Consider the following 26,119-nt stretch of genomic DNA (forward strand, 5'->3'; position numbering starts at 1 on the left):
GGCGGTCGCGGCGGCGTGCCGAGTCCTGGCCATTGCTCAGCGGGCTCTCTGCCCGCAGCGCCTATCGTGAGGCCGTCGGCCCCGCAGATGAGGAGATCCCATGAGCACCCCGAGCCTCGCTGGCACGTATCCCATCGGAGGGCGCGACGTGCCCCGTATCGGCTACGGCCTGGGCAGTCTGCACCGCTCGGTCGAGCAGCCCGGCGGGCACGATGCCGCCGTCTCCCTCTTGCGCGACGTCTATGACCTGGGCATCCGCATGCTCGACACCGCGCACTTCTACGGGGACGGGCTCGCGAACTCGCTGATCCGCGAGGCGCTGGGCACGCACCGCGACGACCTCTTGCTCGCCACCAAGGCCGGGGCGCGCTCGACGCCCGAGGGGCCGTTCCCGATGACTGCGGCACAGAAGCCCTCCGAGCTGCGCGACAGCGTGGAGATCAACCTGCAGACCCTCGGCACCGACCGGTTGGACCTCCTGTACCTGCGCCGCATGGACTTCCTCCCCGGACTCGTCGTCGAAGGGGATCAGCAGGTGCCGCTCGAAGACCAGCTCGGCGAACTGCTCGCGCTGCAGAACGAGGGCAAGATCCTGGGGATCGGCCTCAGCCATGTGCGCCTCGAGCAGGTGCGGCAGGCGTTTGACCTGGGTGTCGAGGTGCAGGCCGTCCAGAACATCTTCAACGCCGTCGACCGCCATGACCAGGCGCTCGCCGACCTCGCCGAGAAGAAGGGCGCCGCGTGGATCCCGTACTTCCCGCTCGGCGGCGGCTTCCACCAGGGCCCGAAGGTCACCGACGACGAGACCGTGCAGCGCATCGCCGCCGCGCACGGGGTCACATCCTCGCAGGTGGGCCAGGCATGGCTTCTGCACAGCGCCCCGAACACCGTGCTGATCTCCGGCACCTCCCAGCGAGCGCACCTCGAGGAGAACGTCGCCGCCGGCGATGTGCAGCTGAGCGACGAGGAGTGGGCGCAGCTCGACGCGCTGGGATGATGCATCTCTGACGGTGTGACACGGGGGCTATGCGGGCCCTGGGGAAGCGGGGATGTTGCCCGCGAGGCGACCGTCCGATGGGGTCCGATCGGGTGGCTCCCGTTATCCACAACGGGGTGGGAGCAGTGGCGGGCTGGGCGTCGCCTGGATACTGTGCAGGCATCCCGCCCCCACCCGGAAGCCGCCATGACGACGACTCGACGCACCCTCTCCTCCCTCGCCGTCCTCGCTCTCGCCGCCGGTCTGATGACCGGCTGCGGTGACAAGGACGACCCCTCTCCCAGCGCTGGCAGCGAAGCCACCGCGTCTGCCCCCGTGGAGCAGTCCGATGGGGGAGGCGAGAGCGCGAAGCCGGACGTGCCGAAGCCCGACCCGAAGGATTACGCGGGAATGGATGAGCACACGGATGAGGGGGCGGAGCAGGCATACAAATACTTTTGGGCTGTGATGCTTTGGTCCTATCAGACGGGGGACACAGAAGTGCTTAAAAGTCTCTTTGGCGAAAGTTGCGCCAGTTGTGATCAAAACTTGCATGAAATCGAGAAACTTAACAAGACGGGAAAATGGTGGTCTCGGGCTACGATCGATGACCGCGATCTCCGCACATATGAATCCGAGAAGCATGAGCTTGAAGTCGGCTACACCTTCATTCTCTCTGAACACTCGGAACCTGTTTACGGCAACTCGCGACTCAAGCAGGAGCCTGATACAAGGTACGGGACGGTGGGCGGCATGTCGTGGAGCGAAGGCTCGTGGGTGGTGAATGCCTTCAACTTGAAGACTGAGAAGGTCGTCGATGGGTGAGGGGGTGCGCCGCCGCTCTTGCTCGAGGGCAAAGTTGGCGATCGCGTTCCTTTTCGTGATTGCAGGCGTTCTGGCTGGGCATTCCTCGGCGTACGGAGATTTCCAGGGCTTCCTCGACGATGATTCGGTTGGGGCTGACGCCGAAGAGCAAATCAATAAAGGGGAAGGCGGAGATGAGTCGGTCGACACGGGGCCGGGTCATTCTAAGGCTGATCGAGATCGACGCGATAGGCGGACTGGGCGCACGAAGGTGGTCGCGCCGCCTTCTAATCCGTTCTCGGGCTTGGTGGCGTCCATTTCTGCAATATTTGAAACTGAATGGAAGGATGTGGATCGCACTCCCTACAAATGCACGCAAAACGGCAACGTTGGAAAGTGTGTGGCCGATCCTGATGCGTGTACGGCGGAAGAATTGCCGACGATTCGGACCGCAGGTGTCGATGTCATGATCCCGAACACCTCCGGAGTTTCCACAACTCGAGGCGGGGGTGGGGACGGGCAGAGTCAGGTTGGTACTACTTCACTGCGTGGTGCAGGTAGTTCTGCAGGTACCTCTACTTCTACTCGCTGCGTTGGTTCGAAGACTCCTGAAGCGCCTCAAGGCGCTCAGTCTCAGAGTGCCGAGGACGAGAAGCCGGTCGTCATCACCGTCACGCAGAAGGACTTCGCGAAGCTGCCGGTGAAGGCAGCGTCGGCGCATGCAGGTCCGGAGCAGGGGTGGTTGCCGGCGAACATGGATCTGGTGCTCTATGCGGATTCGGAGCCGCAGGTGCTGGAGACGGAGCTGTTGGACACTCCGGTCAGGATCCGGGCGACTCCTGTGGAGTACCGGTGGGATCTGGGCGATGGGAACGTGCTCGTCACGGATGATCCCGGGGAGCCGTGGCCGTCGAAGGATGTGAGCGCGACCTTCGCCTATGAGGGCTGGTACGACGTCACGCTGACGACCACCTATGAGGGGCAGTTCTCCGTGGATGGCGGGGAGTGGCAGGACATCGACGGCACGGTGGAGATCGCTTCGGATCCCCAGGAGGTCTACTCGAAGTCGCTGGAGTCCCGTCTGGTCAATCCCGACCGTCCGCATGACGAGGAGAAGGATCCCTTCGTGCCGAAGCGCTCGAAGGACACCGAAGGTCCACGCGACCCGAACGCCACCACCAAGGAGATCTGAGCGGAGGTCGGCTGCTGATCGTCGGCCGTCCGTCGGCCCCGATCACCTCTCCTGGCCGGACACCTCCACCCGCTCCGCGAACGACCTCGCTGGCGCGGGACCATCGGTCAGGTGCAGCGCGAGCTCGCAGAACATGGCGTCGGCCCAGGAGAACCAGGGGCGGGTGAAACGCTCGGGGTCATCCACGTGGAAGGACTCGTGCATGCGGTCCGTGCCGCCGTCGGTCGCGAGCAGCAGTCGGATGATCTCGCGTCCCCGCTCCGGCGTGCCGGTCAGGCCCTCGACGGCGAAGGCGATGGGCCACACATACTGCTCGGGGGTGTGCGGGCTGCCGATGCCCGTCGCCACCGTCCCCGAGTAGCGGTACGGGTTCGCCATCCCCAGGCAGAACGCCCGTGTCGCGTCCGCGAGCTCGGGATCCAGCACGTCGGGCGCATCCAGCGGCAGGGACAGCAGCGAGGGCATGTTCGCGTCGTCCATCAGCAGCTGCCCGCCCAGGCCGTCAACCTCGTAGGCGTAGATCCGGGAGCCCTCGTGCTCGACCACGCCGTGCGCCGCGACGCCCTCGAGGATCGAAGTGCGCAGAGCATCGGCATCCGCCGCGAGAGCCTCGTCGCCGTACACAGACAGCGCCACGTCCGCGATCGCCATCAGGGCCTGCGCGGCCTGCAGGTTCGCCGGCACGTTGTAGCCGAAGGTGCAGGCGTCGTCGGAGGGTCGGAAACCGCTCCAGGTCATGCCGGTGACGCCGAGGGGCGATCCCAGTCCGTCGCGGTCCAGGGTCTCCGTGGGGATGCCGATGTCGCGCACGAACCTGTACTGCGAGCGCTCCTCGTGCTCGGTCTCGAGCCGCCACTGGTCCACGATCGTGCGCAGCACACCGTGGGCCAGACCGTCGAACAGGTCCCCGCGACCGGTGATCCGCAGCAGACGGTGCCCGAAGATGATCGGGAACGCGAGGGAGTCGACCTCGTACTTCTGCTCCCAGATCATCGGGTCCTGGCACAGGTCGTTCGCATCGTGGTGCGCGCCCGTGGGCCCCAGGTTCGCGGAGTTCGCGTACGGGTCGTGCGCGATCATCCGCAGTTGGCGGCGCACCACCGCGGCGAGCAGGTCCGCGAGCGGCTCGCAGTCGGCGGCGAGACGCAGGTAGGGGAACATCTGCGTGGTCGAGTCGCGCAGCCACATCGCGGGGATGTCGCCCGTGATGACGAAGGCGGTGCCGTCCTCCGCGAGGGTGATCGTGTCGGTGAGAGTGCGCAGCAGCGCCGCCTCGACGAACGATCCGGCCTCCTCGCCGAGCTCGCTGCGCACACGGTCGGCGGCCGAGCGCAGGGCATCGGCGATCTGGGGTTCCACGGTGAAGCTCACCCGCGCAAGAGTATGCGGAAAGCGCTCTGCGGGGCGATCGGTTTCAGCGCTCCGCATCGTCTGCGGAGTCCATCGGACAGGTCCAGCGGGCGTCGACCGGTCTCCGCTGCCCCTGCCCCGTCGTCCGCCCATCGTCTGCCCGTCGGCCTGCCCCATCGTCTGCCGGTCGGCCTGCCCCTTCGGGGTGCGCCTTCGGTCTGCCCCTGGTCCTCGACCCTCGCGTGGGGCACCCTGGTGGCATGCCCAGGAACAAGCGGCGGGCCCCGGACACGGGCGACCGCGAGCGTGCGCAGGCGCTCGCCGAGTACTCCGTCTGGCTGGAGGCACCGGGAGCGGGCGCGGATCCGGTCACGGCGCGGGGCGTCGACGTCACCTCGGAGACCCAGCTCGTGGACGCGCTGCTGCGTCTGAAATCCTCACGGCTCGCGAGCGACGACGTCGGCGAATGGACGGGCCCGGTGATCGAGCAGCTGCTCACGCAGCTGGTCCCGCGCACCGTCATCCAGGTCCGCGAGGCCTCGATGGACCTGGTCCCGGCCCTCACCCGCTTCTTCGTGTTCCTCCAGGAGACCGGGCGCTGGTCGCGCCGCTCGATGCGTCCCGAGGCCGCCGCGCGCACGCTCGCCGACCTCGAGTTCGCGGTGCTCGAGGCGGCCGACGACCCCTCTCGCCGCTCCTTCTCCACGAACCTCATCGGCTACGGCCTCGAGCACGGCCTGGACCCGCGCGACGAGGCCGCGCTCATGGGGTACATCGACTGGTACGACTCGCTGCCCGATGACGAGCGCACCCAGCTCAGCCGGACGGGCCGCCTCACCGACCCCGCCGTGCCGTACGACCCCGCGACGATGCGCGCCCAGCCGGGGGATCACGACGGGATCGCGGACATCGACCGCCTCCAGCGAGGGCCTTCATCCGACGCCCATCGAGGACCGCACGCCGCCGGCCGACGACAGCCACGCGACAGCCTCACGCGAGGCCACCACGGCGAGGATCCGGAGGAGCCGTGGCCCGTGTGGCCGCCCGCCCCTCACCGCGTGAGCGAGCCGACGCCCGAGACCGCACCGAGCCCGGACCAGTCGGACGCTGGGGACATGGCGCTGCGCGCGGAGATGGCCGCTAGGGTGCCGTTCGTGCGCGCGGCCGTCGTGCTGCTCGAGACGGTCGGCAGCGGCATCACCGTGACCTCCACGGCGGGGCTCGATCGCGCCGCGACCAGCACGGTCCTCGCCCGCCTGGGCACCGGGCCCGAAGCGCGGCCGAGGGACGTGCGGTCGATGTGGGAGGCGCCCGGGATCGTGGGCCCCTGGATCGCGCTGCTCGACGGCGGGTGGCTGGTCCGCGAGGGCCGACGGGTCGTCCCCGATGCTCCGGCCGACGGCGGCGTCGGCGCGGCGGACGGGGCGGACTCGCCGCAGCTGCGCCCGACGACCGCGGAGCCCGAGGAGTTCCTCCGCTTCGCGCGCGCCGTGATCGTCAGCCTGCTCGCCGGCCTCGGCATGCGCGGCCCCGAGGAGGGAGGTCTGCGCGGACTGCCCGAGACGCTCTCCGCGCTTCGTGCGGCGTGCGGGCCCGATGGCGCAGAGGTGGCCACGGGGCCAGGAGGGGCCGACGTCCGTGCCGACCTCGAGGAGCTCACCGCCGTCGGCCTGCTCCGCCGCGAGGGGGAGCGCTTCGTCGGCGCCCCGATCCTCCGCGTCGCGCTCGACGAGGCCGAGCGGATCCTGCGGAAGGCGGGGCGCCGACGCGGGACCCCGTGAGGTCCCGCGCCGCCGGTCGGCCCACTGCCGGAGGTCGCGGGCCGAGCACCGGTGGCCCGCGCTGCGCTCAGCTCACCGCCGCAGCCACACCGTGGTCGCGCCCGGCAGCACGCGCGCGCCGCCCGCCGCATCTTCCGACCCTCCGAGCTCGCCGCTCGCCACGAGCACCTCGCCCGCGGGCAGCGGGACCTCCTCGTCGCCGAAGTTCGTCGCGCAGACCCAGCCGCCTGTGCGCTCGAAGACGAGCACCTCGCCATCCGAGAGCGCATCGTCCCAGGTGAGGGTCTCCGCGCCGTGCAGCTCCCGGCGCAGGTGCAGCGCCCGTCGGTACATCTCGAGGGTCGACGTCGGATCGTCGGACTCCGCCTCGACGGAGAAGTCCGCGAACCACGAGGGCTGGGGAAGGTGCGAGCCGCCCTCGCCGAATCCGAACGACGCGCCGCCGCGGGCCCAGGGCAGGGGGACGCGGCAGCCGTCGCGGCCCAGGCCGTCGTCGCTGCGGGTCTCGGGGGTCGTGCGCAGGAACGCGGGGTCCTGTCGCTGGTCGTCGGGGATCTCGGCGACCTCGTGCAGACCCAGCTCCTCGCCCTGGTACAGGTAGGCGCTGCCGGGCAGGGCCAGCTCGAACAGGGTCGCCGCGCGGGCGCGCCGCAGACCGAGCTCGCGGTCGATGCCCTCGTCGGGCCCGCCCGCGGCGACCCAGTCGGCCCCCTGCTTGCCGGGTCGGCCGGCGCGCGGCGGCAGGCCGTACCGGGTCGCGTGGCGCACCACGTCATGGTTGGAGAACACCCAGGTGCTCGAGGAGCCCGTCTGCGCGGACTGGGCGAGGTTCTCGGTGACGATGCGACGGTAGTCCGCCGCGTCGAAATCGGCCTCGAGCAGGTCGAAGTTGAACGCCTGGCCCAGGCCCTGCGGGCTCGCGTAACGGGCACGGCGCTCGGCGGAGCCCACCCAGGCCTCCGCGACCGCGGTGCGCGGCGGGGAGTACTCCTCGAAGACGCGCCGCCACTCGGCGTAGATCTCGTGGACCTCGTCGCGGTCCCACAGCGGGTGCCGTCCGTCCTGGGGCATCGCCTGGAGCTCCGCCGCGCTCGGCAGCTCCTCGCCGAGGTCCTTGGCGAGCGCGTGGGCGACGTCGACCCGGAAGCCGTCGACCCCGCGGTCGGACCAGAAGCGCAGCGTGGTCAGGAAGTCCTCGTGCACCTCGCGGTCCGCCCAGTTCAGGTCGGGCTGCTCGGTCGCGAACAGGTGCAGGTACCACTGGCCGTCCTCGACACGGGTCCATGCAGGCCCTCCGAAGATCGACTCCCAGTCGGCCGGGGGCAGCTCGCCGTGCTCGCCCCGCCCCTCGCGGAAGATGTAGCGCTCGCGCGCACGGGAGCCGCGGCCCGCGGCGAGGGCCTCCTGGAACCAGGCGTGGCCGCTTCCGGTGTGGTTGGGGACGAGGTCGACGATCAGTCGCAGGCCGGCCGCATGCAGGACGGACGAGAGCTCGTCGAAGTCCTCGAGGGTGCCGATCCTCGGGTCGACGTCGCGGTAGTCGTCCACGTCGTAGCCGCCGTCGGCCAGGGCCGAGGGGTAGAAGGGGCTGAGCCACACGGCGTCCACCCCGAGGTCCCGCAGGTAGGGGACGCGGGAGGTGATGCCCCGCAGGTCGCCGATGCCGTCGCCGCTGGCGTCCGCGAAGGAGCGCGGATAGATCTGGTAGACGGCCGCCTGGCGCCACCAGGTCGGATCGTCGACGAGCAGCTCGGCGGACTCGTCGAGGGGGCGGATGTCGGCTGCGGACTGGGAGGTCATGGGGTCCTTCGGGTCGGGGGAGTGGTCACTTCACGGCGCCCTGGGTGAGTCCGGAGATCACCCAGCGCTGCGCGAGCAGGTAGACGATGATCGCCGGGGCCATGGCCATGAGGTAGCTGGCGAAGGCGATGTTGTAGCTGTTGTTGAACTGGGTCTGGAACATGTTCTGCAGCACCGGCAGCGTCTGCAGGGTCGGGTCCGAGATGATCAGGCTCGGCATCATGAAGTCGTTCCACGAGCCCAGGAACGCGAAGATGCCCACGGTCGCGGCCATCGGGCCCAGCAGCGGGAAGATCAGCCGCCAGTAGACCTGCCAGGTCGTCGCCCCGTCCACGCGCATCGACTCCTCGAGCGACATCGGGATCGCCCGCAGGAACGCCGTGAACAGCATGGTGTTGAAGGCGAGGGCGAACACGATGTGCAGGATCGCCACGCCCAGCGGGGTGTCCAGGTGGATGATGCCGGTGAGCTGCACCTGCGGCAGGGCGACCACGGGGAACGGGATGAACATCGCCGCGAGCAGGTAGAAGAAGGACCAGCGGAAGAGCCGGCGATCCCAGTTGCGCACGATCGCGTAGGCGGCGAGGGAGGAGATCACGATCTCCCCGACCACCGCGAGCAGGGTGACGAAGCCGGAGACCGCGAGGGCGCGCGGGAAGTTCGTGAGCTGCCAGGCGTCCACGAACGCCTGGAAGGTCAGCGGGGAGGGGAGGGCGAAGGCCTCGCCCTCCACCGCCTGCGCGTCGGACTTCAGGGACATGTTGATCGTGACCAGCAGCGGCACCAGGACCGCGAGCGAGCACACGAGGAGGACGAGGGTCGCGGGCCAGTTGAACCGCTCGCGCGAGCGGGCCGTCGGGCGCCTTCCGCCGGACGGGCCGGATGCGGTGCCCGAGGCTGTGGAGGCGGAGGTGGTGGCGATGGTGCTCATGCTCCGAAGCTCGCTTTCCCGCGGGTGATGCTCAGCTGGATGACCGCGATGACGATGCTGATGAGGAAGAAGACGAAGGCGTTGGCCATCTGGTAGCCGTAGTCGCCTCCGGTGAAGCCTTTGAAGATCGACATGGCGACCGTGCGGGTCGCGGTGCCGGGTCCTCCGTCGGTGAGGCCCACGACGATGTCGTAGGCGTTCAGGTAGTTCTTGAAGCCCAGGATCGTGTTGATGACGATGAAGCCGGAGACCAGCGGCAGGGTGATGTTCCACAGCCGCTTCGCGGGCCCGGCGCCGTCGATCGACGCGGCCTCGTAGACCTCGTCGGGGATCGTCACCAGTCCCGCGATGTAGATGAGCATCGTCGAGGGGATCGTCGACCAGGCGGTGACGATGACGATCGCGATCCAGGCCAGCGACTCGTTCGCGAGGATCGAGGTGGACAGCGACTCGATGCCCAGCGCCGAGCCGATGCCGGGCAGCGTCGTGGAGAACAGGAACTTGAAGACGAAGGCGATGATGATCCCGGAGATCACCATCGGCAGCACGAACACCGTGCGCAGCGCCGCCTGCAGGCGGATCCGCGAGGTCAGGCCCAGGGCGAGGAAGAACGCGAGGACGTTCACGACGATCACGGTGACCAGCGCGAATCCGAGCGTGAACAGGTAGGCCGAGACGATGCCCTGGTCGCGGAACATCGCGACGTAGTTGCGCAGGCCGATGAACTCCCAGTCGCCGAACCCGATCGAGTTCGTGAAGGAGTAGGCGAAGCCGAGCACGGCCGGCAGGGTGATCGCGAGGGTGAAGATCGCGAGCGCCGGGAAGAGGAACAGGTAGTAGACGGGATCGACGCGGCGGGTGCTTCCGCTGCGGCGGCCCCTGCGGGCCCTGCGCCTCCGCGTGGCGTCGGCGGACCCCGTGGAGGGGTCGGCGACGGTGGATGTCGTCGTTGACATGATGCGGTGTCCTTGCGTGTCGAGGGGAGGGATCAGGAGCGGTAGGCGAGGCTCGCGAAGTCGTTGTCGACCTTCGCGAGGATCGTCTTCGGGTCCGCGCCGAACAGGATCGACTGCAGATAGTTCGTGAAGGGGATCGTGGTGGGGATGAACTGCGAGGCGCCCTGGTAGAAGGCGGCGTCGTCGTAGAACTTCTGCATCGGCGCGATCCGCGGGTCCTTCGCGGGCGGGGCGTCCTTGGTGGTGCCCATCGCCAGCAGCGCCTTGTTGTACGGGTCCATGACCTCCGGCGTCATCAGGAACGAGAGGAGCTCGCGGGCCTCGTCCTTGCGGTCCGCGCCCTCGGGGATCCACAGCGAGAGGTCGATGTTCACGCGGATCTTGAGGTCGGCGGGATCATCCGTCACGGGCAGCGGGAAGCAGGAGAGGTCTTCCTTGCTGCCCGCCTTCTCGATCTCGGCGAGCGCCCACGGCCCCTGCAGGAGCATCGCCGCCTTGCCGTTGCCCATGGCCGTGTTGCCGTCGCCGTAGAAGCGGGAGGCCGCATCGTCCTGGTGGTACTTCTTGAGCTCGAGCATCCGCTCGATGGGCTTCAGCATGTCCTTCTGGAAGGAGGTGTCGGAGTCGGGGCCGACTTCCTCGCCCAGCTCGTTCACGCGCTCGAAGAAGGCGCGCACGTCCATCATTCCGCCGATGGTGTAGTCGAACAGGCCCTGGCTGACGGTCCACGGGTCCCCGAAGGTGCCGTAGATCGGGGTGATGTCGGCCTTCTGGAGCTTCTCGCAGACCTCGGTGAACTCGTCCCAGGTGGTGGGGATCTCGAGGTGCTGCTCCTCGAAGATGCGGCGGTTGTAGATCACCGCGGCGCCCGCGACGGAGAACGGGATCACCGAGGTGCGTCCCTCGTAGCCGGGATACCAGTTCACGAGCTCCTGGACGTCATCCCTGATCAGGTCGGCCTCGGGCATGTCCGCGAGGTCGGAGAGGGCGCCGCGCTCCATGAACCGCGCCATCTCGAGGTTGTAGTTCTGGCAGGCGATGTCCGGAGGGTTCTTGCGCACGAAGCTCGCCGAGAGGTTCGTGGCGATGTCGTGCACCACGTTGATGTCCTGGTGCTCCTTGCGGAACGTCACCAGCAGGTCGTCGAAGTACTGGATGGCCTCGCGCTTGGACTGGTAGAAGATCACGGATCCGCCGGACCCGCCGGATCCGCCGGTGCCGCCGCATCCGGCGAGGCCCGCGGCGGCGAGCAGGCCGCCGGCGGCCAGCAGTCCGCGACGGCTCAGCGGCGATCGGGGTGGGGAGGAGGGGGACATCTTCGTCTCCTTCGAGGGATGGTGTGAGCGGGCCGCTCTGTGCGGCGTCGAGGCGCCCCGGACGGGGTCCGTCGGGGACCGGTGGAGCCCGACGGGAATGTTCGGGTCTCGGCGGGCCCGACATCCGCGTCGGCGGGCCCGTCACTCCTCGATCCGGTAAATATAGAACATAGATTTACGGCCTGCATGAAGTATGTGGAGGTGCTCCGGTACTGTCAAGGCATGTCCGCAGGCTCCGCTCGATCACCGCGTCTCCTGCGGCACATCAACAGTGGTGAGCTGCTGCGGTTCGCCCTGGGCACGGGGGATTTCGCGGCGGGCGAGGCGATGGCGGCGAGCGGTCTGACGCGCGCCACCGTGCTGGGTGTGTGCGACGACCTGGTCGCCGCCGGGTGGCTCGAGGAGATCGCCGACAGTCGCGCCGCCGGCCTCTCGAGCCGGGGTCGCCCCGCGCGCCGCTACCGCGTTCCCGAGGACGCCGGGTACGTCGTCGGAGTCGACGCGGGAGAGCACCGACTTCACGTGCTCGTCGCCGACCTGCGCGGCCGTGTGCTCGCCTCCGCCCACGAGGAGCTGATCGCGGACGACGGGGAGCTCGGTCCCGCCGTCCTCGATGCCGAGGCGCGGGTGCGCGCCGTCCGTCGGGCGATCACGGGCACCCTCGAGAACGCGGGCGTCGAGGCGGCGGATGTGCTGCTGAACGTCGTCGGCGTGCCCGCGCCCGTCGATGCGGGCGGGCGCACTCCCGTGGGCGACGGCCGCTTCTGGCCGCGCATGAACCCTGATCTCGGGGCCCGGCTCGACGGCAGGGTCCTCGTCGAGAACGATGCGAACCTCGCGGCCCTCGCGGAGCACGCCCATGATCCTGCCGACGACGTCGCGACCCTGGTCACCGGGGAGCGCTTCGGCGCCGGGCTGATCGTCGACGGCCATCTGCTGCGCGGCTACCGCGGGGGAGCGGGCGAGCTGCGGCTGCTCGAGCTCACGCTGCGTGATGACCCGGAGACCGGAGCCGGGGCGACCGACGGTCTCGGCGCGCTGGCGCGGCGCTGGGCGCGCCACGAGCTCGAGACGACGACCGTCCCGTCGACCCTGCGCGGGATCGCGCGCGAAGAGGTCGGCGCCCCGGACGTGTTCGCGGCCGCCCTCGCGGGCGATGCGCTCGCCGAGCGCGTGATCGAGCGGCTCGGTGCCCGGCTCGCGCACGTGGCCGTCGTGCTCGAGAGCGTCCTGGACGTCGAGAAGATCGTGATCGCGGGCGGCATCGCGAGCGCGGTCGAGCCGGTGCTCGCGGCGGCGCGCACGGTGCTCGAGTCCGAGGCCTCCCCGCCGATCCCCGAGCTGGTCGCGAGCGTGCTCGGACGCGAGGTCATCGCCCGGGGCGCCGTCGAGCTGGCTCTCACGCGGGTGCGTGAGGAGCCGCTCGCCTTCTCGCCGCGGACGTCGCGCGCAGGCGGCTGAGCGGACCGCCCGCAGGGCGAGCGCACATGCGAGGAGGGCCGGAGCGATCCGCTCCGGCCCTCCTGCGCGTCTGGTGCTGCGGTGCTGTGGTCAGCGGACCAGCCCGAAGCCCCCGGTCCACGAGATCTTCTCGCCCGCGGCGAGCGTGAGCTGGAGGAACCCGATCGACTCGAGCTCACGGGCGCGCGAGAGGGCGCCGGCGTCGACCGCCGAGAGGCCGCCCTTCTCGACGAGCCCGACGAGGGTCGACTTCGCCTCGGCGTCGTCGCCCGCGACCAGCACGGTGGTGGTCAGGTCCCCGACGGTGCCGGCGGCCAGCGTGCCCGCGAAGGTCGTGTTGAAGGCCTTGAGCACCTTCGACTCGGGCAGGCGCGCCTGGATCCCGGCGGCGGCCGAGGAGTCGGGCGGCACCACGAGGCTGTCGAAGGTCTCGAAGTTCAGCGGGTTGGTGATGTCGACGACCGTGCGGCCGGCGAGCTGGTCGCCGTACTGCGCGAGGATGCCGTCGACGGCTGGGTAGGGGACGGCCAGGACCACGATGTCACCCGTGATCTCGGCGCTGCCGGTCTGCTCGTGCGAGATGTGGGAGACATCCGCGCCCCCGCTGCTGAGCACACCCGCGATCGCATTCGCCATGCTCCCGGTGCCGAAGATCGTCACTGCCGTCATGTCCATCGCCTCCTGTGCGACGTGCCGGGGCCCTGTGTCCCGTCGTCGATGACTCCAGTGTGGCCCCAAATGATAGAAATTTCAAGAACATGGTGAGGGGCGGTGCGTCACACGAGATCCGGGGATCGGGGGCGGTCGCGGACGCGGCGCTCCGCGCTCAGGCCGCGAGCGCCTCGGGGATCCCGGGGATCACCTCGACGTGCCCGCCCACGCGATATGCGACCGCAGGATCGTAGGGCGCGAAGCGCAGGGGCATCTCTGCCTCCTCGGGCGTGCGGTCGGCCTTGCGGCCGTTGCAGTCGCGGCAGGCGGAGACCAGGTTCGTCCAGCTCGAGGCGCCGCCGCGGGAGACCGGCATGATGTGGTCGACGGTCGCCAGCAGCGCGGAGCAGGGCGGCGTCTTGGAGACGCTGCGCCCGCAGTAGGCGCAGGTCCAGTGGTCGCGCTCGTGGACGGCGCGGAAGGAGAACCCGACGGAGCGGCGGCCCTCGCCCTCGACCCACGCGCCGCTCAGCTCGCGCGTCAGCTCCAGGGCCGTGGGGACGATGTCGTCGCCGGCCAGGGTCAGCTCGACGGGGTCCGCGACGCCACGCCGGATCATCCCGAACGCGTGCCGGACCGAGGTCGTGTGCAGCAGCTCGCCGATCCCGGTCGCCGGGTCGTACCCCTTGTTGAAGACCTTCACCACGGACATCGCTGCCACCTCCTGCCGCCGTGCGGCGGTGCGCCCGCGCGAGTGGGTTCCCGCGGGGCACGCTTGCATCGTTGCGCGTCGGGGTTCCGGAATCAACCGATTTCGCTCACTCGTCGCCCGCGTGTCGTCCGCTCGTTCCCCGAGGAGACGGCGTTTCGTCGTGCCCTGTCGTGCCCTGTCGTGCCGCCACGTGCCGCGCGGGCGGGCGCGTCCGTTCCTCCCCAGAGCTCCGCCGTCCACATTCCTCGTCGGCCCCTCGCGGTCGCCCACGGCGACCGGGAGGCTCGGGCCATGACGCACATGACGCACGCACCCATCGACCCCGACGACGCCCAGGACGCGGACCGCACGCCCGGCGCCTGGGATGCCCCTCTCTGTGGTCACACCTGGCAGGAGGGCGGCGAGGGATGGCCCCTCGAGGATCACGTCGCGGCGCCGTGGTTCCTGCCTCCGACGTCCTCCCTGCTCGAGGAGGAGGAGATCGACGACCTCGAGTGGGTGCGGCAGGCAGCCGCGATCCCCTTCGTGCAGCGCTGCCGGCTGCTGCGCGACTTCGTCGGCGACGGTCGGCCGCTCACCGACAGCGGAGTGCTGCCCAATGCCGCGGTCCGCGAGCTCAAGCAGCGGGCCGGGATCGTCCGCCCCGGCGGGCGGCTGCGCGAGGTCCCCGAGCTGCTCGGGCCGTGGGTCGTGCTGCTGAACCTCGGGGTGCTCGTCAGCGACGACGAGAACCACAGGGTGCGCCGCTGCAGCGCGGAGCATCCAGGCGTGCGAGGTGCCTTCGACGAGGGCGACGAGCCGCTGGGGGAGCTGGACGGAGAGGTCGACGGCGTTCTGGCGATCGCCGAACTGCTGCATGTCATCAGCCGCTACTGCCCCGGCCACGGCGGATTCCGGGACACGGGCCTCCTGCTCGAGTCCCTGCTCGCCGCGACGTGCGAGGACGGGGTCACATTGCCCGAGCTCCCCGCCGACGGGTGCCTTGACGAGGCCGCGATCGCGCGCCTGTTCCGGGGCATCGGCGCGAACACCGCGATCACGTGGGACCCGATCGACGAACGCCGTGGCGAGGTGGACCTGCAGGCGATCGACGACCTCGCCGACGCGCAGAGGGACCTCTTCCTGCTTGAGGCCTACGGGATCCTCGGCGCCTCCGAGCCCGGGCGGTCGGGCATCGTGTTCCGGGCGCCGCGACCCGTGCGCACAGCGGTCGCACTCCTCGCGCTGCGCCGTCAGCAGGAGGAGGACGCCCGACGAGAGTCTCCGGAGACGTTCCTGCGATAGGGCCGATCCATGAGGAGCTGATGCCGGATCGCTCGCGACGTGGGCGCGTCCCGTGACCTCGCCGGCCGATCACGGGATCAGGACGCGGCGTACCAGAAGCCTTCGAAGGTGTCCTTGTAGACCCGGTAGCCCAGGTTGGAGGTGTCATAGCGGTAGGAGGCGAGCACCGCGCCCTCCGCGTCGCGCTCGGAGAACACACCGGACTTCCCGGAGTTCACCACGGCGTTCTCGTCGATGCCCCCGCTGCCCAGTCGGAACACGTTGGAGACCACGGAGGAGTACGGCACCTCGACCGCGAGGTCCTCGGTATAGCTCCAGGTGTTCTCGTCCACGAGGTAGCGCAGCATGTGGCTCGCGCCCTCGAGCTCGTCCGTCGAGGCGTTGTCCGGCCCCTCGTCCTTCCAGTCCACCTCATTGCGTGTGCCGACGTACCAGTAGTTGTTGTTGAACATCTCCAGGTAGAACTGCCCGTCGGGCAGGGAGTCGTCGTCGACGCGGTGCACCGAGTGCTGACCCGCGTTGCCGATCATCGACCGGGAGGGCTCGAGGAACTTCCCCTCGTAGCCGGTGCCCTCCCAGAGGCCCTCCGCCCCGAGCATCCACCGCACGCTCGGTGTGGAGCCGGCTTCCAGCGCGTTCTCGAGGGCGAAGGCCGTGGAGGTCTCGCGCGAGGACAGGTACATGACGTCGTCGATGATCTGGAGGGTGTTGATGTGGATCCAGTCCTCACCGGTCGCGACGGGGTCCCCGAGCCCGTCGCCGGTGCGGGCGTGCGCGAGCTTCTCGTACTCGGGGAACACCTTCTGGAGGTCGACCACCTCCTCCACCTCTCCCGTGCTCAGGTCCACCCGGGTCACCCGGTCCTCGGAGCGTCCGCTGCTGGTGACCGACGTCAGCACGAACGCGGCGTCGCCCACCACGTCCAGGTCGTGGTGCACGGACTGCTTCCCGAGGTCGATGATCGTGCCGGCGTGGCCCAGGTGGTCCAGCACCGAGACCTGCGCACTGCCCGTGGTGGTGACGATGCGGCCGTCCTCGACCACCAGGTGGTGCTGGGCGGAGGTGGTCGAGGCGAGCTCGGCGCGCATGATCCCCGCGTTGTCCATGAGGAAGGAGTTGTTGCCCGGTCCGGAGATCCCGGACATGGCGAACAGGCCCTCGGTCAGCGCCCCCGCATCCTTCACGTCGGCGGAGATGGTCGAGGAGTAGCCCGAGGCGGTGGTGGGCGTGCGGATGCTCAGCGACCCGCGCACGGCCTGCCCGCTCTTCGGTCGCCAGGTGAGGGCGAGGGTGTTGGTCGCCCCCGGGACCAGTCCGACGACCAGACCCTCGAAACCCGTCTCCGCATGGTTCGCGGCGGTCTTCGCGAAGTCCTCAGCATCGGCGACGGCGTCGACGAAGGAGAGCTCGCCCGCCGAGTCGTCCGCGAAGTGCACGTAGAGCCCGGTGCGGGTGGTGCCGTAGGGGTCGAGCACCAGCAGCGGGTTCTGCGAGGTCCAGCCGCCCTCGGCCTTCTTCGCCTCGAGCGCCTCGTGCCGCGCCGTCTGCGTCGCCTCGGTGTAGAGCTCGGGGTTCGACTCGCCGTCGTCGAGGTCGTAGGACGCCTGCCAGATCGTCCAGTCCCCGCGCGCGTTCTCGAACTCGGAGATCGTCACCTGCGGGGTCTTCGCCGCAGCGTCCGACGACCCGCCCGAGTCCTGGCAGCCGGCCAGCGCGAGGCCTGCGGCGCCCGCCCCCGCGCCGAGCAGGACGGAGCGACGAGTGGGCGCGCGGTGGGCGAGTCGGGCGTCGGCGTCCTGGGAAGGGGTGTCCCGGGCAGGGGAGTGCGGTGCGGGTCGGTGCATCGGGCGAACGTAGCGAGCGTCCGTCGAGCCCCTGCTGTCGCCCGGCTGTGGATCCGCTGTGCGGCAGTCCGCCCTCGACGGGCACGACCATTCCCACGTGGAGAGAATCTCTGGCCTCGGGCTTCACGGACCGGTAGCGTCGGAGCCTCGCACCCTCGAAAGGCATTCGACGATGACTGCTCGCGCGACCTCCGGCACGCCCCTGCGCGCTTCCGCCCAGGACGGCACCCACCCCCGCCCCACCCTGATCCGTGAGAGCTGGACCAGCCTCGACGGCACCTGGGACTTCGCCCATGACGTCGAGGACCGCGGCCTCGCCGAGCACTGGTTCGCCGGCGGATCGGCGGGTGGAGGCGCGTCCGACGCCACCCGTCCCGACCCGCTCGACCGGCAGATCCAGGTGCCCTTCGTCCCCGAGTGCGAGGCCTCCGGGATCGGCGACCGCGGCTTCCACCCCGTCGTCTGGTACCGGCGCACCGCCCGTGTCTCCCCGCCCGCGGGGCATCGCGCCCTGCTGCACCTCGGCGCGGTCGACCACGAGGCCATGGTGTGGGTCAACGGCCGGCTCGCCGGGCAGCACACCGGCGGGCAGACCGCCTTCACCGTCGACCTCACCGACCACCTCGCCGACGACGGCACCGCGGTGATCGTGGTCCGCGCCTTCGACGACCCCCACGACGTCGACCTGCCCCACGGCAAGCAGGACTGGGAGGAGCGGCCCCACGGCATCTGGTACGACCGCACCACCGGCATCTGGCGCAGCGTCTGGATCGAGATCGTGCCCGAGCAGCACGTCACCGCCTTCACCGCCGAGACGGACCTCGCCCGCTGCCGGGTCGAGGTCGTCGTCGACCTGGCCCGTCGACCCCGCCCCGGCACACGGGTGCGCGTCGAGCTCAGCAGCACGACGGATCGCGGCACCGAGCAGCTCGGCGCGATCGAGCTCGACGCCGTGGAGCCCCGCGTCGCCGGGGCCGTCGAGATCTCCGCGCTGCGCAACACCCAGGCCCGCGACCGCCTGCTGTGGCGGCCCGGACACCCGCACCTCGTGGACGCCCGCATCCTCGTGCTCGCGAGCGACGACGACGGCGCGGATGCGGGCGCGGGCGCCGTCCGCGACGAGGCCTTCGGCTACCTGGGCCTGCGCACCGTCGGGGTCGACCGGGGCCGGTTCCTGCTCAACGGCGAACCCTGCTACGTGCGATCCGTCCTCGAGCAGGGCTTCTGGCCGGGCACGCACCTCACCCCGCCGTCGGCCGACGCCTGCCGCGAGGAGGTCGAGCTCATCCTCGACCTCGGCTTCAACGCCGCCCGCATCCACCAGAAGACCGAGGACCCGCGCCTGCTGTTCCAGGCCGACCGCCAGGGCCTGATGATCTGGGGCGAGACGGCGAACGCCTACACGTACTCGCCGCGCGCGGTCTCCGCGCTCAGCGCCGAATGGGCCGAGATCATCGCCCAGTACCGCGCCCACCCGAGCATCGTCACCTGGGTGCCGATCAACGAGAGCTGGGGCGTGCGCGACCTCGCCGACCACCCCGGACAGCGCCAGCTCGCCCTCGCCATGACCGCCCTGACCCGGGCGCTCGATCCGAGCCGGCCCGTCGTCTCCAACGACGGCTACGAGCACACCGGCGGCGACCTGCTCACCGTCCACGACTACTGCACCGACCCGCCGCGGCTGCGCGCCCACTACGCCGACGCCGCCGCCCTCGAGCGCACGCTCACCGGCATGGGCCCGCAGGGACGCAGGCCCGTCCTCGACGGCGCGACCGAGCTCGGCCCCGACGCCCCCGTGATGCTCACCGAGTTCGGCGGCATCGCCTTCGCCGTGGCCGAGACCTGGGGATACGCGGTCGTCGGCAGCGAGGAGGAGTTCACCGAGCGCGTCGGAGGACTGTTCGAGGCCGTCACCGCGAGCCCCCTCCTCGCCGGCTTCTGCTACACCCAGCTCACCGACACCCAGCAGGAGGCCAACGGCCTCTCGACCGCCGACCGCCGGCCGAAGCTCGATGCCGCGGTGATCCGCGGCTTCGTCACCGGGCAGGCGGGCGCATGAGCGGCACCTGGAACCCGCTCCCCGAGGTCGCGACCGCCCTCCCGCTCGGCACGATCCGGCCGTGCGGTTGGCTCGAGCGGCAGCTGCGGCTGCAGGCCGACGGGATCACCGGACGTCTGCCCGAGGTCTGGCCGGACGTCGGCCCCGACAGCGGCTGGCTCGGCGGGGACGGCGAGAGCTGGGAGCGCGGCCCCTACTACCTCGACGGGCTCGACCCCCTCGCGCATGTCCTCGGCGACGAGCATCTGATCGCCCAGGCCCGGCCCTGGATCGAATGGATGCTCGGATCCCAGCGCGAGGACGGCTTCTTCGGGCCGACGGCGGACGAGGACTGGTGGCCGCGCATGGTCGCCGCGAAGGTGCTGATCCAGCACGCCGAGGCGACCGGCGATCCGCGCATCGTCCCATTCCTGCTGCGCTGGCACCGCTTCCAGCTCGCGCACCTGCCTGCGCGCCCGCTCGCGCAGTGGGCGAAGGCGCGCGGCGCCGAGGACGTGCTCACGATCGCCTGGACCCGCGCCCACCTCCCCGCGGAGCAGGCGGAGGAGACGGCATGGCTCGAGGATCTCGCCCGCCTCGTCCTCTCGCAGACCTTCGACTGGGACACCCACCTCATCGAGCACGTCATCACCGGTCAGGCCCAGGTCTCCGCACATTCCGCCCACGGAGTCAACGTCGCGATGGGGCTCAAGACGGGCGCCGCCGCCCAGCTCCTCGACGGCGACCCCGGCCATCGCGCGCGCACCGAGGAGGCCCTCGCCCACCTCGTGCGCTGGCACGGTCAGGCCCACGGCTGGTTCTCCGGCGACGAGTGGCTGGGCGGGCGCGAGGCGACCGCCGGCATCGAGACCTGCCTGGTCGTGGAGATGATGCACACGGTCGAGGTGCTCTCGAAGGTGTACGGGGACGCCGTGCAGGGCGACCGGCTCGAATCCCTCGCCTTCAACCTGCTCGCGGCCTCGTGCGATCCGCGGATGCTCGCCCACCAGTACCACCAGCAGGGCACCCAGATCGAGGTCTCCGTCGCCCACCGGGACTGGTCGTTCTCGAGCGACGACGCGAACATGTTCGGCCTCGAGCCGCACTTCGGATGCTGCACCGCGAACCTCCACCAGGGCTGGCCCAAGTTCGCCGCGAACCTCTGGGTGCGCGACCCCGACGGCGGCCTGCGCGTCGTCGCCTACGCACCCTGCACGATCGACGTCGACGCGGACGGCAGGCCCCTCCACCTCGACGTGATCACCGACTATCCGTTCCGCGACAGCGTGCGGATCCTGGTGCGCGGGGGAGACCGGTCGGAACCGGCCGCCGCGGTGCCGCTGCGCCTGCGCGTCCCCGCCTGGTGCGATGCGCCGCGACTGATCGTGGACGGCGAGGAGGTCCCGGTCGAGCCGTCGGCCGACGGCCACGTGGAGCTGCGACGCGCCTGGCACGGCGAGACCACGATCGAGCTCACGCTGCCGATGCGCGCCCGCGTCGAGCGGCGCGAGCGGCAGGCCGCCGCGGTGCACGTGGGCCCGCTGGTCATGGTCGCGACCCCGGGCGAGAACTGGGTGGAGGTCCCGGACGCCCCCGGCCTGGGGGAGTGGGAGATCCGTCCGCGGGGGAACTGGAGCTGGGCGCTCGCCGACGTCGAGCAGGCGGGTTCCTGGCAGGTCGGCCACGGCGAGATCCCCGCCGCGCCCTTCGCCGCGGGCGAGGCCCTCACCCTCGAGGCCCGCGGCAGTCGCCTCTCCCAGTGGCAGGCGGACGGCGCCTCGGCGACCCCGCCGCCGGCGAGCCCCGTCCTCGAGCACGGTCCCGTGCACGGACTCCGCCTCGTCCCCTACGGCACGGCGCGCCTGCGCGTCATGGAGTTCCCGGTGATCGGGGCGTGGCTCAGCGACGGCAACGAGGACGAGTTCTGATACCTATGGGGCCATGGAACCCCTGAACCGGTCGACCTTCTCCCCGCTCGCGCAGATCGGGGTCTCCGCCCCGCCGACCCCGGGCATGATCCATCTGGGTCTCGGGAACTTCCATCGCGCCCACACCGCGGTGTACACCGCGCGGGCGATGGAGGCCGCTGGCGGGGACTGGGGGATCAGCGCGTTCGGGCACCGCAGCCGCGGCGTCGTCGACGCCATGACCGCGCAGGACGACCTCTACTCGGTGCTGCAGCTGTCCCCGCAGGGCGAGAGCGCGCAGGTCGTCGACGTGCACCGGCGCTTCGGGATCCTCACCGAGGACCCCACGGCCGTGGTCGCGGAGATCGCCGATCCCGCGCGCAGGATCCTCACCCTCACCGTCTCCGAGGGCGGCTACGGCTGGTCGCCCAACGCCCGGGGCCTGGACCTCGAGGACCCGGCGATCCGCGCCGACCTCGCCGCCGGAACAGGGGCGAGCGACAGGTCCGGTGCCGCCCCGCGCACGGTCGTCGGCACGATCGCCCGGGGCATCGAGCGCCGCGCCGCGAGCGGTGAGCCGTTCACGATCCAGTCCTGCGACAACCTCCAGGGCAACGGCGACGTGGCCCGTGCCGTGGTCACGCAGTTCCTCCAGGAGGCCGGGGCCGACGAGGACGTGCTGCGCTTCGCCGGCACCCGCGCCGGCTTCCCGAACTCGATGGTCGACCGCATCGTGCCCTCGACCACCGACGACACCCGGCGCAGCGTCGAGCGCCTGCTGGGCGTGCGCGACGAGGCCCCGGTGCGCACCGAGGAGTTCACCATGTGGGTCATGCAGGAGGACCACCCCGGCGGCCGGCCCGGCTGGGAGGCGGGCGGCGCCGTGATCAGCGACCAGGTGGACCGCTACGAGCTCGTCAAGCTGCGCCTGGTCAACGCCTCGCAGTCGCTCCTCGCCTACCTGGGCGTGCTGCAGGGGATCCCCACCATCCCCGGCACCTGGCAGCGCCCGGCCGTGCAGGACACCGTGCTCGCGCAGATCCGCCGCGACGCCCTGCCGACGATCCCGCTGCCCGACGGCCTGGATCCCGAGGAGTACATCGCCTCGCTCGTGCGGCGCTGGGAGAACGTGCCGCTCGCGGACTCGACCTCCCGCATCGCCTCGCTAGGCTCCATCCGCCTGCCGCAGCGCATCCCGGTCGCCGCGCTCCAGCACCTGCGCGAGGGGCGCATGCCGCACGTGTTCGCCCTGCTCATCGCCGGGTGGATCGCGACGATCGTCCAGCCCGACGGTGTGGCCGTCACCCCCGAGATGGAGGCGGTCGACGAACCCGCGCGCGAGCGCATCCTGCATGCCGTCGGCTCCGCGACCGCTCCGCGCGAGATCGCCCGCGCCGTGCTCGACGCGGGCTTCCTGGGGCACGACCTGCCCCGCGAGGAGGCGTTCACCGAGCGCGTCGGCGGGCTGCTCGAGGTGATCGCCCGCCACGGCATCGAGGCGGCGATGAAGGACGCGGTGGGCTGAGGGCTCCTGCTCAGGCTCAGCCCCGCCCCGTCACCGTGAACCCGCTGGGGCCCAGCCTCTCGAGCTCCTCGCGCAGCAGCGCCCCGAGCTCGGCGCGCCGCTCCTCGTCCATGCGCTCGGCGGGCCCGGTGATGCTCACGGCCGCGGCCCGGCCGTCGAAGCGCAGCGCGGCGACGCCCACGCAGGCGATGCCCTGCTCGTTCTCCTGGACCTCGGCCGACCATCCGCGCTCCCTCGCCTCGTCGACGACCTCCTGCAGGCGGTCCAGCGGCACGACGAGGCCGCCGTCGGCGGTCGTCGCCTCCGCGTAGGGGGCGAGGGCAGCGCCGGGGACGCCCTGCGCGGCGAGCATCGCCCGCCCCAGGGCCGTCCGCGCGGCGGGCGCCCGGTTCCCCACGCGCGACCACACCCGCAGCGTGCGCTCGGGCTCGACCTTGTCGAGGTAGAGCACGTTCGTGCCGTCCATCGTCCCCAGGTGCACCAGCTCCTGCGAACTGCGGCTGACGCTCGCCAGCACGGGGGAGAACAGCGCCGGCAGATGGTCCCCGCGGGAGTAGCGCTCGGCGAGGACGATGGGCGCGCTGCCCAGGCGGTACCGCTGGTCGGAGGGGTCCTGGACGGCGAAGCCCCGGTGCGCGAGGGCCTGCAGGATGCGGTGCGAGGACGCCTTGTGGAAGCCGCTCGCCTCCGCGATCTCGCGCAGCATGAGGCCGTCGGGCCCCGCCTCGGCGAGCACGTCGAGCAGCACGAGCGCCTTGTCGACGCTGCCGACGGGGGAGGAGGACGTCGGGTCGGAGCCGGGGGCTGTCGGCATGGGGACCTCTCGGATCGGTGGGCACGCCGCGCTCCACGTCGGGAGCGGGCGGGTGGTCGGCGATGACCAGGGCGCGGGCGCGATCTTGCCCGACCTGCGAGGCGGGCCTATAGTGATCACGCATTGCGGAACTGTCGTTTCATAATACAAAACGACACGCGATTACGCCACCTGATCCACAGAAGCCGCCGACACCGGCGCCGCGCATCCCGCGCGAGGAGGAACGACGATGAAGTCCCTGGTCATCCATGGTGCGGAGGACATCCGCTATGAGGATCAGCCCGTCCCCGAGCCCGCCGAGGGCCAGGTGCGCCTGCGCGTGAAGTACGTGGGCATCTGCGGCTCCGACCTGCACTACTACTACCTCGGCCGCAACGGCGAGAACCTCGTGCGGGAGCCCTTCGTCCCCGGCCACGAGCTCTCGGCGACCGTCGACCTCGACCCCTCCGGCGAGCTCGCCCCGGGCACCCCCGTGACCGTGCACCCCGCCCGCTACGGCGCCCCGGTCGAGGGGCTCGAGGAGCGTCCGCACCTCTGGCCCGGAGGCGACTACCTGGGCAGCGCGGGCGTGTTCCCGCACCGACAGGGCGCCGCCGCGGAGCAGCTCGTCGTCGAGCGAGCCATGGTGCGCGTCCTGCCCGAGGGCCTCTCCCTCGAGACGGCCGCGCTCGCCGAGCCGCTGGCCGTGTCCATCCACGCCGTGAACATCGCGGGCGACGTCGCCGGACGTCCCGCCCTCGTCCTCGGCGCCGGCCCGATCGGCCTGCTCGCCGTCTCCGCGCTGCACCATGCGGGCACCTCCGAGATCGTCGTCGGCGACGTGCGGCCCGAGCCCCTCGAGCGCGCGCAGGCGCTCGGCGCGACCCGCACCTTCCTCGTCACCGAGGAGCAGGTGGATCCCGGGTCCTTCCCCGTCGTCCTCGAATGCTCGGCCGCCCCGGTCTCGCTCGGCTCTGCCGTGAGGGCCGTCGCCCCCGGCGGCATCGTCGTGCAGGTCGGGATCCTCCCGGACGCCGAGATCTGCGTGAACCTCGCCCCGCTGCTCGCGAAGGAGGCGGAGCTGCGCGGCACCTTCCGCTTCTCCACCGAGATCGACGACGCGATCACGCTGCTCGTCCAGGATCCGACGATCGGCGAGGTCGTCACCCAGGTGATCCCCGCGGCCGATGCGACCGAGGCCTTCGCGACCGCTCGCGACGCCTCCCGGTCCGCGAAGGTCCTGCTCGCTCTCTGAGCCGACAGCGCTCGGGCCGACGAGGTCCGGGCGCCCCCGGCCGCCGAGCGTCCGTCGGGCCTGACCCCGCACCCCGAGAACCCCCACCCCACCTCCGCCTCCGGGCACCGCGCGAAGGAGCACGATGACTCACGCCCCCACCACCGACGACTCCCCGTCGACCCCCACCGGGACCGGGCAGCCTGAGCGCAGCGTCGGCGACCTGGTGCGCGCGGCCGTCTCCGGCTGGCTGGGCACGGCGCTGGAGTTCATGGACTTCCAGCTCTACTCGCTGGCCGCCGCGCTCGTGTTCAGCGAGCTCTTCTTCGCGAACGACGACCCGGGCATGGCCGTGGTCGGCGCCATGGCCACCTACGGCGTCGGATACATCGCGCGGCCCGTCGGCGCCTGGTTCTTCGGGCGCATGGGCGACCGCATCGGGCGCCGCAAGGTGCTCTTCTACACGATCGTGATCATGGGGCTGGCGACAGCCCTGATCGGCGTGCTGCCCGTGTACTCGCAGGTCGGCATGCTGGCTCCGGCGCTGCTGGTGGTCCTGCGGCTCCTCCAGGGCTTCGGCGCGGGCGCCGAGATCTCCGGCGCCGGCGTCATGCTCTCCGAGTACGCGCCCGCCCGCCGCCGCGGCGTGATCGCCTCGCTGGTCGCCCTCGGCACCAACTGCGGCACCCTGTTCGCCTCCGGCATCTGGGCGATCCTGCTGGTCGCCGTCACCGAGCAGCAGCTCATGGACTGGGCATGGCGCATCCCGTTCGTCGCGAGCGCGCTGGTGATGGTGTTCGCCGTGTGGGTCCGCCTCACCCTGAAGGAGAGCCCCGTCTTCGAGGCCCGCGAGGACGTCGTCGAGGGGGAGGCCCTCACGGCGGCCGACGTCGAGGCCGGGGACGCCCCCGCCGAGGCCGTCCGCGCGGTCGAGGCGAAGTCCCTGACCTTCAAGTCCGTGGCCGTGGCGTTCCTGCTGCGCTTCGGGCAGGCCGGCAACTCCGGGATGATCCAGACCTACCTGATCTCCTTCATCACCGTCGTGCTGATGCTGAACAAGCAGCTCTCGACCGAGGTAGTCATCATCTCCTCGCTGGTGGCCTTCGCGACCGTGCCGATCGTCGGCGCCCTCGGCGACCGCTTCGGCCGGCGCACGATGTACGGCGTGACGAGCGCGGCCGCGCTCGTGCTCGTCGTGCCCTGCATGCTCGCGATCTCCAGCGGCACCACCTGGAAGGTGATCGTCGGCTACGTGGTCATCCACAACGTGTCCGTGATGTCGATGGCCTCCATGGAGAACCTCGCCCTCCCCGAGATCTTCGGCGCGAAGAACCGCTACCAGGCCACGGCCGTCGTCCGCGAGATCGCCGCCATCATCGCCACCGGCGTCGCCCCCGTGGTCGCCGCCGCCTGGGTCACCGCCGCCTCCGGCTCGTGGATCCCCGTCGCCGTGATCATCGCGTTCTTCAGCGCCTGCGCGCTGTTCGCCGCGATCTGGATGAAGGAGGTCGCCGGCCGCGACCTCACCGACCCCGAGCCGGCGATGTGACCGTGCCCCGCCCCG

20 protein-coding genes are annotated in these 26,119 nt (G+C 70.9%); 11 read left to right on the plus strand and 9 right to left on the minus strand.

What is annotated here, in order from left to right:
• Nucleotides 1-100: 100 nt before the first annotated feature.
• The 3 genes from M4486_RS15065 (at nucleotide 101) to M4486_RS15075 (ending at nucleotide 2,972) form a co-directional block, all read left to right on the plus strand.
• Nucleotides 101-997: an aldo/keto reductase gene (locus M4486_RS15065; protein ID WP_249478100.1), complete on the plus strand. Its 897-nt coding sequence runs from the start codon at nucleotides 101-103 to the stop codon at nucleotides 995-997.
• Nucleotides 998-1,183: 186 nt separating this feature from the next.
• The gene (locus tag M4486_RS15070; protein WP_228356952.1) at nucleotides 1,184-1,801 is read left to right on the plus strand and encodes a DUF6318 family protein; all 618 of its coding nucleotides are present in this window, start codon (nucleotides 1,184-1,186) and stop codon (nucleotides 1,799-1,801) included.
• 34 nt (nucleotides 1,802-1,835) lie between these two features.
• Nucleotides 1,836-2,972 (plus strand): PKD domain-containing protein, encoded by a 1,137-nt coding sequence (locus tag M4486_RS15075; RefSeq protein ID WP_249478101.1) that lies wholly within the window; start codon nucleotides 1,836-1,838, stop codon nucleotides 2,970-2,972.
• 42 nt (nucleotides 2,973-3,014) lie between these two features.
• Here the strand turns inward: M4486_RS15075 and M4486_RS15080 are convergent, their stop codons facing one another.
• Nucleotides 3,015-4,343 (minus strand): glycoside hydrolase family 125 protein, encoded by a 1,329-nt coding sequence (locus M4486_RS15080; RefSeq protein ID WP_249478102.1) that lies wholly within the window; start codon nucleotides 4,341-4,343, stop codon nucleotides 3,015-3,017.
• Nucleotides 4,344-4,582: 239 nt separating this feature from the next.
• Here M4486_RS15080 and M4486_RS15085 point away from each other — a divergent pair, with 239 nt between their 5' ends.
• A complete protein-coding gene (locus M4486_RS15085; protein ID WP_249478103.1) occupies nucleotides 4,583-6,103 on the plus strand; it encodes a hypothetical protein in 1,521 nt (506 codons plus the stop codon).
• A 72-nt stretch (nucleotides 6,104-6,175) separates the two neighbouring features.
• On the opposite strand, the gene M4486_RS15090 is transcribed toward M4486_RS15085, so the two are convergent.
• Genes M4486_RS15090 through M4486_RS15105 form a run of 4 tightly spaced genes read right to left on the minus strand, consistent with a single transcriptional unit; the run spans nucleotide 6,176 to nucleotide 11,106 of the window.
• Nucleotides 6,176-7,903, minus strand: a complete 1,728-nt coding sequence (locus tag M4486_RS15090; RefSeq protein ID WP_249478104.1) for a glycoside hydrolase family 13 protein — start codon at nucleotides 7,901-7,903, stop codon at nucleotides 6,176-6,178.
• Between the two features lie 25 nt (nucleotides 7,904-7,928).
• Nucleotides 7,929-8,834 carry a carbohydrate ABC transporter permease gene (locus tag M4486_RS15095; RefSeq protein WP_249478105.1) on the minus strand — a complete coding sequence of 302 codons (906 nt, stop codon included), beginning with the start codon at nucleotides 8,832-8,834 and terminating at the stop codon, nucleotides 7,929-7,931.
• Nucleotides 8,831-9,790, minus strand: a complete 960-nt coding sequence (locus M4486_RS15100; protein WP_249478106.1) for a carbohydrate ABC transporter permease — start codon at nucleotides 9,788-9,790, stop codon at nucleotides 8,831-8,833. Before M4486_RS15100 ends, M4486_RS15095 begins: the two co-directional genes overlap by 4 nt.
• 32 nt (nucleotides 9,791-9,822) lie before the next feature.
• Nucleotides 9,823-11,106: an ABC transporter substrate-binding protein gene (locus M4486_RS15105; protein ID WP_249478107.1), complete on the minus strand. Its 1,284-nt coding sequence runs from the start codon at nucleotides 11,104-11,106 to the stop codon at nucleotides 9,823-9,825.
• Between the two features lie 222 nt (nucleotides 11,107-11,328).
• Between M4486_RS15105 and M4486_RS15110 the strand changes: the two genes are divergently transcribed.
• Nucleotides 11,329-12,567 (plus strand): ROK family protein, encoded by a 1,239-nt coding sequence (locus tag M4486_RS15110; protein WP_249478108.1) that lies wholly within the window; start codon nucleotides 11,329-11,331, stop codon nucleotides 12,565-12,567.
• 90 nt (nucleotides 12,568-12,657) lie between these two features.
• Here the strand turns inward: M4486_RS15110 and M4486_RS15115 are convergent, their stop codons facing one another.
• Entirely contained in the window at nucleotides 12,658-13,236 is a 579-nt protein-coding gene (locus tag M4486_RS15115; RefSeq protein WP_249478109.1) for an NADPH-dependent F420 reductase, read from the minus strand.
• Nucleotides 13,237-13,393: 157 nt separating this feature from the next.
• On the minus strand, nucleotides 13,394-13,930 hold the full coding sequence (locus tag M4486_RS15120; protein ID WP_249478110.1) for an HNH endonuclease: 537 nt from the start codon (nucleotides 13,928-13,930) through the stop codon (nucleotides 13,394-13,396).
• A 291-nt stretch (nucleotides 13,931-14,221) separates the two neighbouring features.
• Here M4486_RS15120 and M4486_RS15125 point away from each other — a divergent pair, with 291 nt between their 5' ends.
• Nucleotides 14,222-15,214 (plus strand): hypothetical protein, encoded by a 993-nt coding sequence (locus M4486_RS15125; protein WP_249478111.1) that lies wholly within the window; start codon nucleotides 14,222-14,224, stop codon nucleotides 15,212-15,214.
• A 77-nt stretch (nucleotides 15,215-15,291) separates the two neighbouring features.
• Here M4486_RS15125 and M4486_RS15130 read toward each other — a convergent pair whose 3' ends face one another.
• Nucleotides 15,292-17,058, minus strand: coding sequence for an aryl-sulfate sulfotransferase (locus M4486_RS15130; RefSeq protein WP_249478112.1), 1,767 nt, complete (start codon nucleotides 17,056-17,058; stop codon nucleotides 15,292-15,294).
• A gap of 172 nt (nucleotides 17,059-17,230) precedes the next feature.
• On the opposite strand from M4486_RS15130, the gene M4486_RS15135 reads away from it, so the two are divergent.
• The 3 genes from M4486_RS15135 to M4486_RS15145 are packed head-to-tail and all read left to right on the plus strand — an operon-like array spanning nucleotide 17,231 to nucleotide 22,528.
• Nucleotides 17,231-19,117, plus strand: a complete 1,887-nt coding sequence (locus tag M4486_RS15135) for a glycoside hydrolase family 2 protein (protein WP_249478113.1) — start codon at nucleotides 17,231-17,233, stop codon at nucleotides 19,115-19,117.
• Entirely contained in the window at nucleotides 19,114-21,024 is a 1,911-nt protein-coding gene (locus tag M4486_RS15140; RefSeq protein WP_249478114.1) for a beta-L-arabinofuranosidase domain-containing protein, read from the plus strand. Before M4486_RS15135 ends, M4486_RS15140 begins: the two co-directional genes overlap by 4 nt.
• Before the next feature lie 13 nt (nucleotides 21,025-21,037).
• Nucleotides 21,038-22,528, plus strand: coding sequence for a mannitol dehydrogenase family protein (locus M4486_RS15145; RefSeq protein ID WP_249478115.1), 1,491 nt, complete (start codon nucleotides 21,038-21,040; stop codon nucleotides 22,526-22,528).
• Between the two features lie 16 nt (nucleotides 22,529-22,544).
• Here the strand turns inward: M4486_RS15145 and M4486_RS15150 are convergent, their stop codons facing one another.
• Entirely contained in the window at nucleotides 22,545-23,342 is a 798-nt protein-coding gene (locus M4486_RS15150; protein ID WP_249478116.1) for an IclR family transcriptional regulator, read from the minus strand.
• A gap of 229 nt (nucleotides 23,343-23,571) precedes the next feature.
• Between M4486_RS15150 and M4486_RS15155 the strand changes: the two genes are divergently transcribed.
• Nucleotides 23,572-24,576, plus strand: a complete 1,005-nt coding sequence (locus M4486_RS15155; RefSeq protein WP_249478117.1) for an L-idonate 5-dehydrogenase — start codon at nucleotides 23,572-23,574, stop codon at nucleotides 24,574-24,576.
• A 124-nt stretch (nucleotides 24,577-24,700) separates the two neighbouring features.
• Entirely contained in the window at nucleotides 24,701-26,104 is a 1,404-nt protein-coding gene (locus M4486_RS15160; RefSeq protein ID WP_249478118.1) for an MFS transporter, read from the plus strand.
• Nucleotides 26,105-26,119: the final 15 nt, after the last annotated feature.

The sequence above is a fragment of the Brachybacterium kimchii genome (assembly GCF_023373525.1).
In the GTDB taxonomy this organism is placed as follows: Bacteria; Actinomycetota; Actinomycetes; order Actinomycetales; family Dermabacteraceae; genus Brachybacterium; species Brachybacterium kimchii.

Bases quoted from the DNA above. Each gene is read 5' to 3' on its own strand.
- M4486_RS15085 (WP_249478103.1), top strand. From the start codon at position 4,583: ATGCCCAGGAACAAGCGGCGGGCCCCGGACACGGGCGACCGCGAGCGT.
- M4486_RS15110 (WP_249478108.1), top strand. From the start codon at position 11,329: ATGTCCGCAGGCTCCGCTCGATCACCGCGTCTCCTGCGGCACATCAAC.
- M4486_RS15140 (WP_249478114.1), top strand. From the start codon at position 19,114: ATGAGCGGCACCTGGAACCCGCTCCCCGAGGTCGCGACCGCCCTCCCG.
- M4486_RS15155 (WP_249478117.1), top strand. From the start codon at position 23,572: ATGAAGTCCCTGGTCATCCATGGTGCGGAGGACATCCGCTATGAGGAT.
- M4486_RS15145 (WP_249478115.1), top strand. From the start codon at position 21,038: ATGGAACCCCTGAACCGGTCGACCTTCTCCCCGCTCGCGCAGATCGGG.
- M4486_RS15115 (WP_249478109.1), bottom strand. From the start codon at position 13,236: ATGACGGCAGTGACGATCTTCGGCACCGGGAGCATGGCGAATGCGATC.
- M4486_RS15090 (WP_249478104.1), bottom strand. From the start codon at position 7,903: ATGACCTCCCAGTCCGCAGCCGACATCCGCCCCCTCGACGAGTCCGCC.
- M4486_RS15105 (WP_249478107.1), bottom strand. From the start codon at position 11,106: ATGTCCCCCTCCTCCCCACCCCGATCGCCGCTGAGCCGTCGCGGACTG.
- M4486_RS15125 (WP_249478111.1), top strand. From the start codon at position 14,222: ATGACGCACATGACGCACGCACCCATCGACCCCGACGACGCCCAGGAC.
- M4486_RS15120 (WP_249478110.1), bottom strand. From the start codon at position 13,930: ATGTCCGTGGTGAAGGTCTTCAACAAGGGGTACGACCCGGCGACCGGG.
- M4486_RS15065 (WP_249478100.1), top strand. From the start codon at position 101: ATGAGCACCCCGAGCCTCGCTGGCACGTATCCCATCGGAGGGCGCGAC.
- M4486_RS15135 (WP_249478113.1), top strand. From the start codon at position 17,231: ATGACTGCTCGCGCGACCTCCGGCACGCCCCTGCGCGCTTCCGCCCAG.
- M4486_RS15070 (WP_228356952.1), top strand. From the start codon at position 1,184: ATGACGACGACTCGACGCACCCTCTCCTCCCTCGCCGTCCTCGCTCTC.
- M4486_RS15160 (WP_249478118.1), top strand. From the start codon at position 24,701: ATGACTCACGCCCCCACCACCGACGACTCCCCGTCGACCCCCACCGGG.
- M4486_RS15095 (WP_249478105.1), bottom strand. From the start codon at position 8,834: ATGAGCACCATCGCCACCACCTCCGCCTCCACAGCCTCGGGCACCGCA.
- M4486_RS15150 (WP_249478116.1), bottom strand. From the start codon at position 23,342: ATGCCGACAGCCCCCGGCTCCGACCCGACGTCCTCCTCCCCCGTCGGC.
- M4486_RS15130 (WP_249478112.1), bottom strand. From the start codon at position 17,058: ATGCACCGACCCGCACCGCACTCCCCTGCCCGGGACACCCCTTCCCAG.
- M4486_RS15100 (WP_249478106.1), bottom strand. From the start codon at position 9,790: ATGTCAACGACGACATCCACCGTCGCCGACCCCTCCACGGGGTCCGCC.